The following is a 17,504-nucleotide window of genomic DNA, read 5'->3' as shown; positions in this document are numbered from 1 at the left end:
CTAAATATTTTATATGACCGAAGCTCAAGTATTAGCTGATACACTCGATAAAACAAGGGATCTTACCCGCTTCTATCTATCCAATTTAAAGGAAGTAAATCCCGAAGAACCCATTGTGGTAAATGGCGAAAACATAAATAGCCTTTATTGGATATGCGCCCATTTATTGTGGGCAGAAAACAATTTGGCAATTAGAATGTGCGGAGGAGAAAGTGTAGCACCCGAGTGGGCAGAAAACTTTGCCATTAAAAGCTCTGGAATACTGCCTGCCGATAAGCCCGATTTTAAAACCCTATTGCAAGAAATGAAAAGAGTGCACGAAGCCGCACTACAATATATACGCACACTTACCACCGAGCAACTAAATGAAGAAAATACAGCACAATTCCATTTTGGCGATGGCAATACTTCTAAGCGCTTAATGATTCAACATTGTATTCGCCACGAAGGAACACACCTCGGGCAGTTAAGTTTAATAGCCAGAATTTTAGGTAAAAAATTGATATAGTATGAACCCAACAATATGCCTGCTTTTAGCTGCAGCTTTATTGAATGCTTGTAACATGAAGAAAGAATACACACCCGAGCAAATTAAGGAAACATCGGCAGCCGTGAATGCTTTTTTAGATAAGAAATTTGATGAAGCAGTTGCTCGAAACCCTGAATTTGCAACCAACCTAGGCTTAAAAACAGGCTATGGCGAATGGAGCGATCGCAGCGATGCATTTTGGGATAATGAAGTAGCCATTATGCGCTCCAATATTGATTCGCTTAGTAAGTTCGATACGGCTGCATTAGATGCTTCTACAAAGCTAAGTGTGCAACTCTATAAAGAAGATTACAAATTGGCAGAAGAAGGTTTAAAGTGGCGTTTGCATGGTTACTGGATAAGCCAAATGAGTGGTGAGCACAATGATTTGCCTGCATTTTTAATAAACCAACATTCCATAGAAAGCAGCGAAGATGCACAAGCCTATATCAGCCGCCTCTCCAAAATAGAAGCTGTGTTAAACCAAGTAGTAAGCCAATTAAAAGTTCGTGAGGCCAATGGTGTTATTCCCCCACATTTTACTTTCAGTTACGTAACGGCCGATATTCAGGCATTTGTAGAAACCATCAACAAAGACCTGCCACACAATATTCTTTATGCAGATTTTAAAGAAAAACTTGCCAAAACAAACATAGATGCCGAGCAGCAAAAGGCACTACTACAGCAAGCAGCAAACGTACTTACCACTTCAGTAAAGAAAGGATACGAAAATATGCTTGCATACTGGCTTTCGATAGAGCCAAAGGCTAAAACCAATGGCAATAAAGGCGTTTGGAATTTGCCCGATGGCTTGGCATACTATAACTTCTGCCTAAAAAATACTACCACTACCAATTACACTGCCGAAGAGGTTTACCAAATTGGATTAAAAGAAGTGGCACGTATTCAAAACGAAATGCGAGCCATTATGAAGAACGTAAATTTCGGCAACGATTCGTTGCAGGCATTCTTTACATTCGTGCGCACTGCACCGCAGTTTAAATATGCCAACACTGCACAAGGGCGAAAGGAACTTTTAGACGAAAGCAACAGTTACTTAAACACTATAAAGGAAGTATATCTTAAACAGATGTTTGAGCATATTCCTAAAGCACCATTGGTGGTGCAGGAAGTAGAGGCATTTAGGCAAAAAAGTGCAGGTGGTGCATTTTACGAAAACCCATCTTTAGATGGTTCGCGCCCGGGTCGCTTTTATGTGAATACTTACAACATGAACGATGAACCACGCTACCAAATGGAAGCACTGTGCTACCACGAAGGCGTACCGGGACATCACATGCAAATTGCATTGGCGCAAGAGTTGCAGAATATTCCAAAGTTTAGGAAAATGGGCGGCAACACCGCTTATATAGAAGGTTGGGCGCTCTATGCAGAATTAGTGCCAAAAGAAATGGGTTTATACCAAGACCCGTATAGCGATTTCGGACGTTTAAGCATGGAGTTGTTCCGCGCAGCGCGCTTAGTGGTAGATGTGGGCATACACACCAAGCAATGGACGCGCGAGCAAGCTATTGCCTATTTTGTAGCCAACACAGCTAATGCGCAGGGAGATATTGAAAAAGAAATAGAGCGTTATTTTTTATGGCCGGGGCAAGCTACCGGCTATAAAATTGGAATGCTAAAAATCCTAGAACTGCGCGAGAAAGCAAAAACAGCATTGGGCAATAAGTTCAGTATCAAAAAATTTCATGATGTGGTATTGATGAACGGTGCTGTGCCAATGAATGTATTGGAAAACTTGGTAGATGCTATGATTGCAGCCGAAAGCAACCATAAAAAGTAAACACTGCTTATTATGCTTGATAGCGAGAATTAGAAAAGTGCTCGCTTACAATTCGCTCCACGAGTTCGGTAGTAAGGGGTTTGGGTAAAAATTCAATTATCTCGGGATATGTTTTTGAACGCTCAATATCATCGGGATAAATAGAAGAACTCAGCATGAAAATTTTGGTGTGTTCCCGTAGTGGAATAGGAAAGTTCCTGAAATGCGTAAGGAAATCCCAACCATCGGCACCGGGTAAATTTATATCAAGCAAAATTAAATCGGGAAAGTTGGCATTTACTTCTACTGCATGGTGAAGCGTGTTTAGTGCTTCGTTCACCAAATAAAAGGAATATACTGTTTGCGGTTTAATGCCGCAGTCTTCTAAAACCAACTTGCAAAGGTAGTTGTTAGCTTTATCGTCATCAATAATAAAAACTTGCTCCATAGCCATTCTATTTAGTTTATAGAAGAATTGTTTGCAATAAACACCGTAAACTTTGTGCCGTGGTTTATTTTACTTTCTACTTCCACCCAACCGCCTAATGCTTCTGCCTGCACTTTCACCAAATACAAGCCAATGCCTTTTCCTTCTACATGTGTGTGGAATCGTTTGTATAAGCCAAAGATATTGTCTTTATACTTATCGGCATCAAAGCCAATACCGTTGTCGCGCACCGAAAGGCAAACGTATTTATCAACTTGTTTACATTCAATTTCAATACTGCATTTTCTATCGGGATGCCTGTATTTTAGTGCATTAGAAACAAGGTTATATAAAATACTGTTGAGGTAGCTTTTTACGGTGTTGAATTCTTTTATACTGTTGAAGTTGGTAGAAATATCGGCTCCAACTTGCTGTATTTGGGTATTGATGGTTTTTATTACGGTTGAAAAAACATCTTGCAGGTTTACTAATTGGCGCTCTTCGTTAATGCCGGAGCGGAGTTGCAGAATCTGGCTTAAATCTTTAATTACAGTATCTAAGCCTTCGGCACTTTCCAATATGTTTTCTAAGATTTGGTCGTTGCGCTGGCTGGCAATTCCATTGCGGTACAATTTCGATAGACCAATTAAGTTTGCCACCGGAGAGCGCAAGTTGTGCGATACAATATAGTTGAACTGTTGTAGTTCTTTGTTTTGCTGCAGCAAGTCTTTTATGAGTTTTTTACGCTCCGATTCTTGTTGCCTCAATTGCGAGATGTCGTGTGCTGTTCCTACAAGTTTTATGGGTTTCCCTTCGGTGTTTCTAACAATATAAACTGTGGCTTCTATATGTAAAATTTCTCCGGTTTTAGAAAGGATACGGTATTCGCTTTGGTAGCTTATATCGCCATCTTTCATGGCAATTTCTGCTGTTTGCAAAATGTTATTGAAATCTTTTGGATGTATGCTTTGTTTAAAGTCTTCAAAATACACTTTATCCTTTTTTTCTATACCGAGTATTTCAATCATCATATCGCTGCAAACGGCATACTCGGTATTTAAATTCCATACCCAACTTCCTATTCTCCCAATTCTTTGAGCTTCTTCTAATTGGCGTTGTTTTTCTTCTAATTCTTTGGTGCGCTCGGCTACTTTTTGTTCTAGTAAACGGTTAAGGTGTTCTTGTTCTTTTTCGGTAGAAATACGGTCGGTAATATTTCGGTTAATGGCTCTGAAGCCAACAATATTCCCATCTTTATTGCGAATTACTTTTCCTCTGGCTTCTACTACAATAAGAGTTCCGTCTTTTCGTAAAACGTGGTGGGTTACGGGTGGGTAAGTATCGCTGTTGTGCGTGTGTTTTATAGCATGCCTAATTACATAGCTGGCTTCGTTGGGCGGCATAAATTCCGAAATTTTTCTACCCAATACATCTTCTTTGTTATAGCCTAAACTGTCTTTTATACTGGGGCTTACATATACAATGGTGCCGTCTTTTGATAACTCAAAAAAGTAATCTACAGCCACATCGGTCATATCGCGAAAGCGATTTTCGCTTAGCTCCAATGCCATTTGAGCATTTTCTAAATCGGTAACATCGGTAAAGGCTACTATAATACCTATAATTTCGTTGTTCTCATTTCTGTAGGGTGCCATTCGCTTCATGTAATGTTTACCCTTGGAGGTGGTAATTTTACCTTTGTAACCAATATTCTTTTCTAAAATCTTATTGGCATACTCGGTTACATCGCACTCTGTAAAATAACCTTGAACTTCGCTTATTTTCTTACCAATATCTTTTTGCGAGATATTGTAGAGTTCTAAAATACCATTTGAAAAAAAACGAATTTCTAATTGGCAGTTCAGTAAAATTGCCGATTGGCCGGCAGTATTTAAAATGGCATTCAGTTCATTTTTTAGCGTAACTAAATGGTTGGGCGAAAAGGTGGTGTTATTTTCTTCAAAAAGAAACATAGCCTAAAGATAAGTTTTGCACCGAAAGGAAAAAAGTGTGCACGAAGAAAAAACTTATTTCACAAGCATTACCATACCTTTTCTTTCGATGTTTACACCATCGGAAGCAATGAATTTTATGAGGTATGCATAAGCGCCCATTTGCACGTCTTTACCATTTTGTGTGCCGTCCCAACCGATATCGGGGGAGTTGCTTTCAAAAATTTGCGCGCCCCAGCGATTCCAAATAGTCATGCTGTAATTCGATGGCGAGCCAAAAATAATGGTTGGTTTAAAGATATTATTTACGCCATTGGGAGCAAAGGCATTTGGTATATAAATTATAGGGCGGTGGTCTATACAAAATACATTAGAGAAACTGCTGAGCGTATCTTGGTAAAGCCCAGGAATATCTATTTGGTAAACGGCTTCTATACGATAGCAGAATTGACCTTTTTCACTTAAAAATGCTTGTAGCGAATCTGCTGTTTCGTTTATTCCGGCAGGTAGGGTTTTAATAAGTTGAAAGTTACCGGAGCCAAAGTTTCGGTATAGTCGCCAGTAAAGAATATTGGTAAATTTTGCGGCAAAATCATTCCAGTTGAGTCCGCTCACATAGTAATCTAATAGTTCGCCATTTAAGTTTACGGTTTGTACCGAATCGGTAGATGGATATTTATTGTTACAGCTATCTATAGCAATTACTCTATAAAAAATAGAATTGGTTTGCGGCAAAGAGGCTGAGTCTATGTAAGTTTCAAATTGCGTGAGTGGAGAAGGAACGTTGTATTGTTCCAGCAAGTTAAACTGCGCTCCGTTATTGCTGCCATCTACTTGGTAAAAAAGCAGTTCGGAAGTACTATCTACCAGCCAAGTAACCGATACGGTATTGTCAATATTTACGCTGGCATTTACCGGATAAAGGTAATTGGGGCTTTGTACAATGGATGGCACAAAGCAGGCATAGTTTGAGTGCGAAACTATATTGGTATCGCCAGCGTTTACGGCCACAATGCTTATGCAGAGCGAATCGCCATCGTTGAAGTTGCTGAAAGAAAAAACTTGTGCTGCGGTATCTGTAGTGCCCACCACTTCAAACGGTTGAAGATTTTTGCTTACTAAAATTCGGTATTCTTTAATTCCGGCATTCCAATTTTCGTAGCGTGTCCATTTTAAGTTTATGCTGCGTTCGCATTGCGATGTTGCATAAGTAAGCAACATGGTGCGTTGCGGTTTAATATTGAATGAGCTTATTTTATTACAACTGTCGGCAGCGGCTATGGTATAAGCAATAGAAGAAATGGTGGGATCTACCGAAGCATCTGTAGCACTAATGGTAGCCCTTCCTAAAATAGTATCGAAAGGTTGTGCATTGCCGTTGGGTAATGCATAATACAGTATGTATTGGTTGGTTTGTGGCGAAATACTTTGCTGCCAGTTAATTACAACTTGGTTGGAGGGGGTAACATCTACGCTTACAATTTCGGGTGTGGCAGGTGGGGCGTTTTCTATGGTATCGGATTGTAGTGTTTGAAATCCGGGGCAATCGTAGTCGGCCTCCATATAATAAAACCATTTATTGCCTTGGCTGAGTCTTCCGGCATCTATATAGTTAGTTTGGTTTTCGTTGGTAATGGTAGTTACCAGCGTGTAAGTGCCGTTGAAAGTACTTGCAGCATAAATTTTATAGCCGTTGAAAGTGCCTCCGCATGGGTTGCCGGAATTGCTCCAATGCAACATTACATTTGAGTTGAGGGCATCGTTGTTTACACATTGCAACTTAGGCGCAGGAATAGCTTGCGCCCATGCTAATTGAGCGCAAAATACAACACACCATGCTATCCATATATTTTTCATAAAGGCGCGCAAAATAAATGATTATATTAAATGGAAGGAGGTTGCAATGGTAACGTGAATTTTTTCAGTTATTGCACAATTACATCCAGCAGAATTTCCACATCGGTTTCTCCATCAGATATATTGCCTGTTTTGGGTGTATCGCCTAAGTGTTTTAATGTAATACCGAGTGTGCCGCTTTGTGTTGACCCGGCTGTCCATTTAGAGGTAATGCCCACAGCTTTTCCGTCTTTATCTTTGTCTAAATCGGTAATAGAAAGCATGGAAGTAGGAGAGGGCGTAAAGAAAAATTGGTGTGCAGTGGCTTCGGCTTTTACTTCTTCGGTAAGGTCTTCTGCCGGGTTTTGAGTTTCGTCCAGCAGTTCTAATTCGCAGGTATATACTTCACCGGCTTTTAGCTTCAGCGAGTCTTTGGTAACGGTTTCGTTCACATTTTTATAGGTGAAAACTTGTGTGCCAAATTGCAGCGATGTAAGTTTTATATATACGGTTGTGATGCCTTCTTGCCCTTGTGAGTTTTTAGGTTTGCAGGATTGAATAAACAGCAGTAACACTGCTGTGAAGATTGTAATGCTTAGTGTGCGGATATTCATGTTATTGTTTTTTTATGGTTTGAAAAGTAAATGGAATGTGAACGCGCAATGCTATGTTTAGTCCTTGCGCATCACTAAAGTATCGAAAACGATTGAGGTAATCGCGATAAGAAGTGTTAAGTAAGTTGGTTGCAGCAAGGTGAATAGCAATTGGCTGTGGCATACGGGTATTTATTTCAAACCCTGCCTCGGCATTCAATAGCCAGTAAGCGGGTGGTGGCGGAGCAAAGTCTTGGTTGGGAGGCGCCAGTAATTGTTTCATTACATATAGTACTGATGTACCTATGTAGAGATTTGCTATTTTTTTTGAAGGTGAAAAAGAATAGCGCAATCCATTTTCGAAGCGCTGTGGCGGCATCCAAATAAGTCCTTCGTGTGCACTGCGGTTCCAGGCGCGCAGGAGCGATATTTTACTATTGATTTGAAAACCTTTAAAGGGCTTTATCTCTAGATCAATATCGCCTCCGGTGAGCGAAACATTGGCTTGTGTGTATTCAAATACAGGAAAAGTGCCCCGAATAGTTTCAATGGTTTGCAGCGAAGGCTTTATGTAAATAAACTGCTGAATGAAGTTTTGGTAAAATGCGGCATGAAGATTTATCCATGCCGATGAAAGTTCAAATGCCGATGCCATATTGATTGAAATTTCGGGCGTTAGTTTTCGGTTGCCTTTATCGTATGATGCTGCTCCGTGGTGCACGCCTGCTGCAAAAAGTTCTACCATATTAGGTGCACGCCATGCAGATGCTACTTGTACATTCCATTTTATTTTTTCGGTAAAGTGGTATTCTGCACCAATGCTTCCGGAGGGTACTGCATAGTTGAAACTTGGCTGCTCTTTGGGTAAATAGGCTTGCTGCCAACGGTAGTCGAACCGCAGGCCGGCTTCTATTTCTAATTGGCGGTATTGCCAGCGCTCTATCCAAAAAATTCCACCATTAAAATTCCAAAATGGCGGTATGATATTGCTGTATTTTTGGTTGTTGGTTTGCGTGGAAAAATTAATACCCAGCATGCCTGCAAATTGCTTTATCCGCTTGTGTTCCCATACTACATCGGTTGTAATGGTTTGTATGCCAAGCTCTGCTCCGGGTTTGGTTTCTAAGGTTGCATTGGAGTTGTAAGCGCGGTGTTTGTCAAATTCTCTGCGTAGGTTGTGCTGGTAAGCAAAGAGTATTTTAAGCTCTCCAAGTTCCGAAGTGTTTATACGTGCAGTAGCTTTCAGTAAGTTATGTACAACATGCTGGCGCGGCACACCAATTCTAAAAGAGAAAGTAGCACTATCGGTTGGATTTCCGTTGGCAATGGCTCGTTGTAAATCTGTGAGATTCCCAAAGTGCGAAGACGATAAAATACCGATATCTGTTTGAAAGCGAGAGTAAAAAATTTCAATGCCATATTGTTTTTTATTCCAGCCCACGGTTGTAGAGAAATTGCCTTCTTCTACACCTGTATTGCTGAGCCAATAGCGTGCTGTTTTTGCATTTCCGCCTCTGCGGTAGGTGCCTTGTACGCGCCATGCCAATGCAGAAATTTTTTGGTGATTTCCTTCTATGGTGCCGCTTATGCTTTGCTCTGCATTATTGCTTTGCAATACATAATGCAGTTCGCCATTTATGGCTGCTTGATTGGGCAAGGAGTTGGGCTCTAGGAGTATAACTCCGCCAATGGCATCGCTGCCATAGCGCACGGTATTGGCTCCTTTAATGATGGTTATTTTTTGAGCCATAAAGGGGTCTATTTCCGGTGCGTGTTCGTTGCCCCATTGTTGGGCTTCTTGCCGTATTCCGTTGTTTAAAAGCAGCACGCGCACTCCCTGCAAGCCATGTACAATTGGTTTTGAAATATTGGAGCCTGTGTTGAGCGATGCTACGCCAGGAATATTCTTGAGTGTTTCGCCCAGCGATAAGCCCCGCAATTTTTCTAAGTTTTTAGATTGTAGTTTTGTGGTGCTTACGGTTACTTGCTGGTCGTTTCGATGTTGTTCAATTACCACTTCGTCTAGTGCAGCTTCGGTATGGTGCATGGTTAAAGCAAGCACGGTATCTTTTGTAATATAAACTTCATACAACTCCGGTTCGCAGCCTACATGCGATATGTGTAAAGTGTATTTGCCTACACATAAGTTTCTGAATGTGAATTTTCCGTATTCATCTGCTAAGGTTTCTTGTTTAGTTTCTACAATATGAAGAGCTGCAAAGTCTAATGCTTTGCTGCTGTGGGCATCGTGTATTTTTCCTTTTAGCTGCAAGCGGCAGGCCGGTTTTTGTGCTGCGGTAAATAAGCTTGCAAACAAGCACCCAATGAGTGCTGAGTAAATCTTGTGCATTAAAAATAATTACATAAAAAACTGCGAAGCAACTAGGCGCAATAAACGTTAGTTACTTCAATTAAAAAGAGGTGGCAAGTGCCTGAGAGTGCAGTTATATGGCGGGTGGACCACGTAGCAAAAAGTATAGAATCTCTTTTGCAGATGGTGGTAGCAATAATGTTGCGGAGCTATCGCAAAAAGTTATTGGAAGTAGGGTTTCAACTTGTGCTGCAATGGCTTTGGTGGCAAAGGGGAGTGTGATTTTACAAAGAAAACAAATGTTGTGTGCATGTGTTTCGTGTAAGTGGTTGTTGCAATGGTGATGCTGTTCCGGTGCGTGATGTAAAAATAAGTGATGAATATCTTTTATGGTGGTAGCGTAGCAAACAACTGCCAGCATCAACATAGAAAGAAATTTTAACAGCACATTGCGCATGGGAGCGCTAATGTAAAACTTCGTTTGATGTTGGTAACGACTTTAACTTTTAGTTTACAAAACTATTGGAAGTGCAATAGTTTATCGGCAATAACTCTATCGTTGCTAAGACGAGGTACTTTGTTTTGCCCGCCTAATTTGCCTATGCTTTTCATATAATCGTTGAAGGCACCGGTTTTAAGAATGGAAAGTTTTAACTGTTGTAGCATATTGCCTATGCGCAGGTCGTAGTAATACACATTTTTTTGCTGCAGTATTTCATCTGCCGTGCGGGCAAAGGCTTCTACATCGGTTGGCGGTGTTTGGAATTCTATAAGCCATTCGTGGTAGCTTAATTCGCCCGGTGGATTTACCATAGGTGCTACGGTAAACTCGGTAACAGAACCACCGTGTTTTTTTATGGCTTCGTTGAGTGCAAATTCTACTTCCTCGGCAATTACATGTTCACCAAAGGCAGAGGTGAAATGTTTTACTCTTCCGGTTACAATAATTCTATATGGATTGGTAGAAACAAATTTTACGGTGTCGCCAATATCGTAAGCCCAAAGTCCTGCATTGGAAGATAGAATAAGGGCATAGTTTACACCAACTTGCACATCTTGCAGCATAATGCGCGGTGCATTTGGTTTGCCATAATCTTCAGTTTTAATAAACTCAAAAAATATGCCTGCATTTACATTGAGTAGTAAACCTTCGTGTAGCTGCGAGTCTTGGAATGCAATAAAGCCTTCGCTTGCCGGGTAAGTTTCTATAGACGGTATTTTTTTGCCTATAAGTTGCTCTATACGTGCGCGGTAAGGTTCGTAGTTTACGCCTCCGTAAACGAAGAGTTCAAAGTTTGGAAAAATGTCTTTTACAAATGCTTTGCCGCTGTGTTGCAGCAGGGTTTCAAAATACATAACTACCCAAGGTGGAATACCGCTAATAAGGCTCATGTTTTCCTGCATGGTTTCTTTGGCAATGGCTTCTACTTTTGTTTCCCAATCTTCTATACAATTGGTGCGGTACGAAGGCATTCTATTTTTATTGAGCCATTGCGGCACATGGTGATATACAATACCACTGAGCCTGCCGGAATTTATTTTTCCGTGGGTATCTAACTCAGGACTGCCTTGCAGGAATATCATTTTTTTATCGAAGAAAGTTGCCTTTCCGGTTTCGTACACATAGCAAAATAAAGCGTTGCGTGCGGCTCGAATTTGCTCGTTTATGCTCGCTTGGGTGAGTGGGATGTATTTAGTGCCAGAAGTGGTGCCGCTGCTTTTGCAGAAATAAAGTGGTTTACCTTGCCAGAGTACGTTGTCTTGTCCTTCGGCAATTTGTTCAATGTAGTGTTTTATGCCTTCATAGTCGCGAACGGGAATGGCACGTGTGAAATCGCCATAAGTTCTAATGGAGCTAAAATGGTGGGCTTTCCCAAAGTTGGTGTTGGCCGCTTGCTGCAATAGATTATGCATAATTTCTCTTTGCAACTGCACTGCATTTTTTTGTTCTTTATACAATGTAGGTACAGTGAGCGAAGCTGCCAATTTTACTGCTAAAGCTTTTAAACCCATGTGGTAAATATGGAGATTCTTTAGTTAGGTATCTAACTTCCAGTGCTCATAAATAAATGGAATGGCGTGGTGTGCTGTAAGATCGTGCTGTACAGGAACAATGCTTACAAAATCGTTTGCCAATGCCCATTCATCGGTATCGTGCCCTTTATCGTGGTTTACGAATTTTCCGGTAAGCCAGTAGTAGTTTCTGCCAAATGGGTCTTTGCGTTCGAGGTATTCTTCTTCCCATTTTGCCACAGCTTGCCTGCAAATGCGCATTCCTTTTATGAGTTCGAGTGGTAGTTTGGGAATGTTTACGTTTAGGAGTGTAGATTTTGGAATGCCGTTTTCTAATACTTGCTTGGCAATGATGTAAGCAAAATGTTTGGCTGCGGTAAAATCTGCTTCTATGGCAAAGTCTGATAGCGAAAAGCCTATGGAAGGAATACTTTCTAAACTGGCTTCTACAGCTGCGCTCATGGTGCCGCTGTAGATAATATTGATGGAGGAATTTGAACCGTGGTTAATACCGCTTACACACAAATCGGGTTTGCGGTGGAGCACAACATTGTGTGCCAGTTTTACGCAATCTACGGGCGTGCCGGAGCAGGCAAAAGATTTTATTGAACCAAAATCTTGGGTTTCTACCAATCGCAATGGCTTATTTATAGTAATGGCGTGCCCCATTCCCGATTGTGGCGAATCTGGTGCTACCACTACTACATCGCCTAAAGGCAACATGGCTTCTACCAGCGCTCTTATGCCCGGTGCGGTAATGCCGTCATCGTTGGTTACGAGTATTAGCGGTTTATTGCTCATGGCTAATCATTTAGTTTTAATACGGCAATAAATGCTTCTTGCGGAACCTCTACCTTGCCGAATTGGCGCATTTTCTTTTTACCTTTTTTCTGCTTTTCTAAGAGTTTGCGTTTACGCGATATATCACCACCGTAGCATTTGGCGGTTACGTCTTTTCTAAGTGCCGAAATGCTTTCGCGGGCAATAATTTTTGAGCCAATTGCTGCTTGAATTGGTATCATGAATTGTTGGCGCGGGATAATATCTTTTAATTTTTCGCACATTTTTCTGCCAAAGTCTTCTGCTTTGGTGCGGTGAATCATGGAGCTGAAAGCATCTACTTGTTCGGCATTGAGGAGAATATCCATTTTTACTAAATCGCCTTCGCGGTAGCCAATTTGGTGATAATCGAAAGAAGCATAACCGCGCGATATGGATTTTAAACGGTCGTAAAAATCGAATACGATTTCGGCAAGTGGCATTTCAAAACTAAGTTCAACTCTTTCGGGAGTTAGGTAGTGTTGGTTGATGAGTATGCCTCTTTTATCCATACATAGGTTCATAATAGAACCAATGTATTCCGGTTTTGTAATTACTTGTGCTTTTATGTAAGGCTCTTCTATACGTGCTATGCGCGATACATCGGGCATATCGGCAGGGTTGTTAATTACAAACTCATCGCCATTAGTCATATAAGCATTGTAGCTTACTTGAGGCACGGTGGTAATAATGGTCATGTCGAATTCGCGCTCTAAGCGTTCTTGCACAATTTCTAAGTGCAATAGTCCCAAAAAGCCGCAACGGAAACCAAAGCCGAGAGCAATGGATGTTTCGGGTTCAAATACTAAAGAGGCATCGTTTAGTTGCAGTTTTTCTAAGGAGTCGCGCAGGTCTTCGTAATCATCGTTATCCATTGGGTAAATGCCTGCAAATACCATTGGTTTTACGTCTTCAAAGCCTTGAATGGCTTTTTGGGTTGGGTTATTGGTAAGCGTAATGGTATCGCCTACTTTAATTTCTTTGGCATTTTTTATGCCTGTAATTACGTAGCCAACATCTCCGGTTTTCACTTCGCTACGCGCTTCTAAATCCATGCGCAGTATGCCAACTTCATCGGCATTGTACATGGCACCGGTGTTTACGAATTTAATTTTATCGTTCTTTTTTAAACTGCCGTCTATAATTCTGTAATAAGCAATTACACCTCTAAATGAATTGAATACGCTATCGAAAATAAGTGCGCGTAGTGTCCCTTCTTGGTTTCCATTAGGAGCGGGTATTTTATCTAAAATGGCATCGAAAATTTTATCTACGCCCTCTCCGGTTCTGCCGCTGGCACGTATTATATCTTCGCGTTTGCAGCCAATGAGGTCTATAACTTGATCTTCTACCTCTTCGGGCATGGCTCCGGGCATATCAATTTTATTGATAACGGGGATAATGGTTAAGCCTTGATCTACTGCCAAATAAAGGTTAGAAATAGTTTGGGCTTGAATACCTTGCGAAGCATCTACCAGCAGCAGTGCGCCTTCGCAGGCGGCAAGCGAGCGCGATACTTCGTAGCTAAAATCTACGTGCCCTGGCGTGTCTATTAGATTTAGCACATAGTGTTCGCCATTGCGGTGAAAATCCATTTGGATGGCGTGGCTTTTAATGGTAATGCCGCGTTCTCGCTCCAAGTCCATATTGTCGAGTACGGTATCCATCATTTCGCGCTCGCTCACCGTTTTGGTGGTTTCGATTAAGCGATCGGCAAGTGTGCTCTTACCGTGGTCTATATGTGCTATTATGCAAAAATTTCTAATGTTGTTCATGTATTGGTTGTTGCTTGGAGTGTGTTACAAGTTGTGTGTTTAGGTTAGTTTTGCCAATGCTGCTTTCATTCGGTTGCAGCATTCGGTTAGCTTTTCTTCGCTGGTGGCATAGGAGAGGCGAATACAGTTTTTATCGCCAAAGGCTTCTCCACTTACCAATGCTACATTGGCTTCTTTCAATAAGAACATAGATAAGTCTTCGGGCGATTGGATGGTTTCGCCTTGGTACGATTTTCCGAAGTAAGCACTTATGTCTGGAAAGAAATAAAAGGCTCCATCGGGTAAATTGAGCTTTAAACCTTCTACATCTTTTAAAAGATTGAAGACTAGTTCTCTTCTAGAAGCAAAGGCTTTGAGCATATCGTAAGTTGGCTGCAATGTGCCGGAAGCTGCTGCCTCTGCTGCTTTTTGGGCTATGGAGCAGGTGGCAGATGTAAACTGTCCTTGCATTTTATCGCAGGCTTTGGCTATCCAAAGTGGTGCAGCAATGTAGCCGAGGCGCCAACCGGTCATGGCGTAGCCTTTACTGAATCCGTTTACTACTATTACGCGGTCTTTTATGCTTTCAAAAGTTGCAATGCTGGCATGAGGTTTTCCGGAGTAGTTTATGAATTCATAAATTTCATCGGAAAGAATATACACTTGCGGATGACGCTCCAAAACGGCTGCCAGTGCTGCCAATTCTTCTTGTGTATATACGGTGCCGGTGGGGTTGCAAGGCGAAGAGTATATAATCATTTTGGTGCGGGGAGTAATTGCCGCTTCTAATTGCTGGGGTGTAATTTTAAAATTGGTATCGATAGAAGTGGGCATTTCTACGGCAACGCCTTCGGCTAATTGAGTAATAGCGGCATAGCTTACCCAGTAAGGTGCAGGAAGCAGCACTTCATCGCCCGGATTTACCAAGCACATTACCACATTGGCAATAGATTGTTTTGCTCCGGTAGAAACTACAATTTGCTCGGCTGTGTACTGTAAGTTATTGTCGCGCTGTAATTTTCCTGCAATTGCTTTGCGCAGTTCTGCATAACCGGCTACGGGTGTGTAGTGTGAAAAATTATCGTCAATTGCTTTTTTGGCGGCTTCTTTTATGTGTTCGGGTGTATCAAAATCGGGTTCGCCCAAGCTAAGATCTATAATGTCTTTCCCTTGTGCCTTAAGCTCTCGGCTTAGTTTTGCCATGCGGATGGTGGCAGATTCTTGAAGGTTTTCAATGCGTTCCGAAAGTTGCTGCGTGATGGTTGTTTCCATTCTTGTAATAGTTGAAAAAGTTTGAATGTGCTGTATTTCGGGTTGCGAAAATAGCCGATTCTGCAACTTTTTTTGAATTGGAAGCGATAATGTTTCGGAAAATTATTGCTTTGCTTTATTGTGCTATGGCTTATTTGTTTGTTTCTCCATCTATTGATGTAAGTACGCTATCTACGGGTTCCCAAAGTTCTATTTTATTGCCGTCTTCATCCAGTATATGAATAAATTTTCCATAGTCGTAGGTTTCTATACTATCGAGAATGGTTACACCGTTATTTTTTAAATTTTCTACCAAGCCTTCGAGGTTTTGAACACGGTAGTTTATCATGAATTCTTTTTTTGATGGGGCAAAGTATTGGCTTCCCGTTTTAAAAGGGCTCCATTGCAAATAGTTGATTTCATTCGGATTGTTGGCACTACGGGATTCGAAACTGGCGCCCCATTGGTTAGTTTCAATACCTAAATTCTTGGTGTACCATTCTTTTGTTTTTTCGGGATTATTTGCAAAAAAGAAGATGCCTCCAATACCCGTTACTTTTGGTGTAGTTTTTTTTGAAGACGCTGCTTTTCCGGTTTCGTTGTTTTTTTCTGCCATAGTATTCGATTTGTTTGTTTTTAAATTACAGTTTGTGAATGCTGTTAGCAGCATGCAAGCAATAATAAACCGTGTCATTTTATGATGATGTTTATCCTGCAATGTACGATAAGTATTTGTTTTTATGGAGTGTGTGTATGAGCAGCGTGGTTACACTCACGCAAAGCAATGTAAGCAGGGGAATGCTAAGGAGGGGATTGGTGAATTGCCAGTCTATGTTTTTTCTTTCTAAGATATTGAGTATGAGTACGTGAGCAAGGTAAATGCCATAGCTGTTTTCACCAATAAGTGCAATTGTTTTTTGCGAGAATGAAGCAGGAATAGTTAGGTTTTTGAAGAATAGAAATACTCCTATAGCAGAAAGCAAAACATTGAAGCTCAGATATTCATAATAAAAACCGCTGAAGGCGCCTTGCTTTACCGATAGAAAGTAAGTGCCCAAAACTGTAAATGCAAATCCTGCAATGTAAAGCAGTAGGGCAAACCAGCTGTTTATTTTCACATGCTTGTGCAAGAAATAACCTAAAACAAAATAGCCGATATAGCCTGTAAAAGTTGCTAATGGAATATCGGGAATATATTCCTTGGAGGTTGAGCATTGTATTAAAAGTGTTGTGAGCCACAGTATTAAAAAGTATATAAAATCGGTGGTGTTTGCCTGCTTTACCCACGGGCGCAATAGAGGTGTTACCAAGTAAATACCTATAATTTGAAACACAAACCAAAGGTGGTAACTATTGCCATGCAGTATGCCTAAAAGTGTGTCGTTGTAAAAATGGTAGAAGTTGGAAAATAGAGTAGGAAAGAAGGGCTTTCCTTCGGCATCGGTTTGTATGTAGAAGTTGTAGCAAGCATATACAATACACCAAAAGATGAAAGGCGGTAGCACTTTTAGGAATCTTTTGTGAAAGAAATTGGTTAATGAATAGTCTTTATCTAGCAGCAGCGCTCCGGAAAGCATAAAAAATATTGGCACAGAAAATCTAACAGCACTATCGTATAAATTTCCTATGTGCCAATTGGTAGAAGGGTGGGGGCTAAAATTATAGAGTATTGATGAAGCAACATGCAATAGAATAACGGCAATAGTTGCCAATGCGCGCAGGTTATTCAAATAGCTTGTGCTTGCCATGTGTGTAATAAGGTGCAATATAAAAATATACATTGCTTTCAATCTAGATTACCCATTGGTGAATATTAAGTTGCAGTGAGTGTGGTGGATAAGATGCCACTATTGTTTCAGTACGGCTCCATACATAAGGTGTTTGATATGTTTTATATGCCGATTCATAGCTATCCGAACTTTTTGGCAAATTAGTCAAAAAGGGTTCTGAAAGCATCGCCAGCATTGAGCGACAGTTGATTTTGGTTGGAAAATAAGTTTGGCGGTTTTAGCGTGATGGGCTTAGCTCCTTGACAAATTCTATTGCAGACATAATGTAAGGAAAGGTAATAAGGCAAGCAGATGCTTATTTTTTCGGTGAAGTTGGAGAAGGCGTGATTTGCCTTGCAGGTGTTTTTGCGCAGCAGTTCTAAGAGCAGGTAGCAAATCAGCGCGATGTATATTTGTGGTTTTACAGCATTGGGGCTGGTGCCTGTATAGGTTTTTACCTGCAAGTT

General features: G+C 41.0%; 15 protein-coding genes. 2 read left to right on the top strand and 13 right to left on the bottom strand.

What is annotated here, in order from left to right; genetic code table 11:
• Window positions 1-13: 13 nt before the first annotated feature.
• Together KF872_05615 and KF872_05610 are read left to right on the top strand one after the other, a co-directional pair.
• The gene (locus KF872_05615; protein MBX2903017.1) at window positions 14-508 is read left to right on the top strand and encodes a DinB family protein; all 495 of its coding nucleotides are present in this window, start codon (window positions 14-16) and stop codon (window positions 506-508) included.
• 1 nt (window position 509) lies between these two features.
• Complete coding sequence (locus KF872_05610) at window positions 510-2,333, top strand: DUF885 domain-containing protein (GenBank protein MBX2903016.1); 1,824 nt, start codon at window positions 510-512, stop codon at window positions 2,331-2,333.
• Between the two features lie 10 nt (window positions 2,334-2,343).
• Here the strand turns inward: KF872_05610 and KF872_05605 are convergent, their stop codons facing one another.
• The 13 genes from KF872_05605 to KF872_05545 all read right to left on the bottom strand — a co-directional run bounded on the left by KF872_05605 (window position 2,344) and on the right by KF872_05545 (window position 17,501).
• A complete protein-coding gene (locus KF872_05605) occupies window positions 2,344-2,760 on the bottom strand; it encodes a response regulator (GenBank protein MBX2903015.1) in 417 nt (138 codons plus the stop codon).
• Window positions 2,761-2,771: 11 nt separating this feature from the next.
• Entirely contained in the window at window positions 2,772-4,712 is a 1,941-nt protein-coding gene (locus KF872_05600) for a PAS domain S-box protein (protein ID MBX2903014.1), read from the bottom strand.
• Between the two features lie 54 nt (window positions 4,713-4,766).
• Window positions 4,767-6,548: a gliding motility-associated C-terminal domain-containing protein gene (locus KF872_05595; protein MBX2903013.1), complete on the bottom strand. Its 1,782-nt coding sequence runs from the start codon at window positions 6,546-6,548 to the stop codon at window positions 4,767-4,769.
• 68 nt (window positions 6,549-6,616) lie between these two features.
• Complete coding sequence (locus KF872_05590; protein MBX2903012.1) at window positions 6,617-7,141, bottom strand: hypothetical protein; 525 nt, start codon at window positions 7,139-7,141, stop codon at window positions 6,617-6,619.
• A gap of 1 nt (window position 7,142) precedes the next feature.
• Window positions 7,143-9,470, bottom strand: a complete 2,328-nt coding sequence (locus tag KF872_05585; GenBank protein ID MBX2903011.1) for a TonB-dependent receptor — start codon at window positions 9,468-9,470, stop codon at window positions 7,143-7,145.
• A 94-nt stretch (window positions 9,471-9,564) separates the two neighbouring features.
• Window positions 9,565-9,888: a hypothetical protein gene (locus KF872_05580; protein ID MBX2903010.1), complete on the bottom strand. Its 324-nt coding sequence runs from the start codon at window positions 9,886-9,888 to the stop codon at window positions 9,565-9,567.
• A 62-nt stretch (window positions 9,889-9,950) separates the two neighbouring features.
• On the bottom strand, window positions 9,951-11,444 hold the full coding sequence (locus KF872_05575; protein ID MBX2903009.1) for a GH3 auxin-responsive promoter family protein: 1,494 nt from the start codon (window positions 11,442-11,444) through the stop codon (window positions 9,951-9,953).
• A 24-nt stretch (window positions 11,445-11,468) separates the two neighbouring features.
• Window positions 11,469-12,245, bottom strand: coding sequence for a 5'/3'-nucleotidase SurE (gene surE / locus KF872_05570; protein MBX2903008.1), 777 nt, complete (start codon window positions 12,243-12,245; stop codon window positions 11,469-11,471).
• A gap of 2 nt (window positions 12,246-12,247) precedes the next feature.
• Window positions 12,248-14,038: a translation elongation factor 4 gene (lepA, locus tag KF872_05565; GenBank protein ID MBX2903007.1), complete on the bottom strand. Its 1,791-nt coding sequence runs from the start codon at window positions 14,036-14,038 to the stop codon at window positions 12,248-12,250.
• 39 nt (window positions 14,039-14,077) lie between these two features.
• A complete protein-coding gene (locus KF872_05560) occupies window positions 14,078-15,220 on the bottom strand; it encodes a pyridoxal phosphate-dependent aminotransferase (protein MBX2903006.1) in 1,143 nt (380 codons plus the stop codon).
• Between the two features lie 199 nt (window positions 15,221-15,419).
• Window positions 15,420-15,617, bottom strand: coding sequence for a bleomycin resistance protein (locus KF872_05555; protein ID MBX2903005.1), 198 nt, complete (start codon window positions 15,615-15,617; stop codon window positions 15,420-15,422).
• Between the two features lie 358 nt (window positions 15,618-15,975).
• Window positions 15,976-17,016: an acyltransferase family protein gene (locus KF872_05550; protein MBX2903004.1), complete on the bottom strand. Its 1,041-nt coding sequence runs from the start codon at window positions 17,014-17,016 to the stop codon at window positions 15,976-15,978.
• 182 nt (window positions 17,017-17,198) lie between these two features.
• On the bottom strand, window positions 17,199-17,501 hold the full coding sequence (locus KF872_05545) for a hypothetical protein (protein ID MBX2903003.1): 303 nt from the start codon (window positions 17,499-17,501) through the stop codon (window positions 17,199-17,201).
• Window positions 17,502-17,504: the final 3 nt, after the last annotated feature.

This window comes from Chitinophagales bacterium (assembly GCA_019638515.1).
Lineage (GTDB): Bacteria > Bacteroidota > Bacteroidia > Chitinophagales > LD1 > UBA7692.
This window is presented reverse-complemented; position numbering and strand designations above follow the sequence as displayed.

Excerpts from the sequence above, each read along its gene's own strand:
- KF872_05580 (MBX2903010.1), bottom strand. The coding sequence starts at position 9,888 with ATGCGCAATGTGCTGTTAAAATTTCTTTCTATGTTGATGCTGGCAGTT.
- KF872_05595 (MBX2903013.1), bottom strand. The coding sequence starts at position 6,548 with ATGAAAAATATATGGATAGCATGGTGTGTTGTATTTTGCGCTCAATTA.
- KF872_05560 (MBX2903006.1), bottom strand. The coding sequence starts at position 15,220 with ATGGCAAAACTAAGCCGAGAGCTTAAGGCACAAGGGAAAGACATTATA.
- KF872_05550 (MBX2903004.1), bottom strand. The coding sequence starts at position 17,016 with ATGGCAAGCACAAGCTATTTGAATAACCTGCGCGCATTGGCAACTATT.
- KF872_05615 (MBX2903017.1), top strand. The coding sequence starts at position 14 with ATGACCGAAGCTCAAGTATTAGCTGATACACTCGATAAAACAAGGGAT.
- KF872_05555 (MBX2903005.1), bottom strand. The coding sequence starts at position 15,617 with ATGATAAACTACCGTGTTCAAAACCTCGAAGGCTTGGTAGAAAATTTA.
- KF872_05600 (MBX2903014.1), bottom strand. The coding sequence starts at position 4,712 with ATGTTTCTTTTTGAAGAAAATAACACCACCTTTTCGCCCAACCATTTA.
- KF872_05590 (MBX2903012.1), bottom strand. The coding sequence starts at position 7,141 with ATGAATATCCGCACACTAAGCATTACAATCTTCACAGCAGTGTTACTG.
- KF872_05575 (MBX2903009.1), bottom strand. The coding sequence starts at position 11,444 with ATGGGTTTAAAAGCTTTAGCAGTAAAATTGGCAGCTTCGCTCACTGTA.
- lepA (MBX2903007.1), bottom strand. The coding sequence starts at position 14,038 with ATGAACAACATTAGAAATTTTTGCATAATAGCACATATAGACCACGGT.
- KF872_05585 (MBX2903011.1), bottom strand. The coding sequence starts at position 9,470 with ATGCACAAGATTTACTCAGCACTCATTGGGTGCTTGTTTGCAAGCTTA.
- KF872_05610 (MBX2903016.1), top strand. The coding sequence starts at position 510 with ATGAACCCAACAATATGCCTGCTTTTAGCTGCAGCTTTATTGAATGCT.
- KF872_05605 (MBX2903015.1), bottom strand. The coding sequence starts at position 2,760 with ATGGAGCAAGTTTTTATTATTGATGACGATAAAGCTAACAACTACCTT.
- surE (MBX2903008.1), bottom strand. The coding sequence starts at position 12,245 with ATGAGCAATAAACCGCTAATACTCGTAACCAACGATGACGGCATTACC.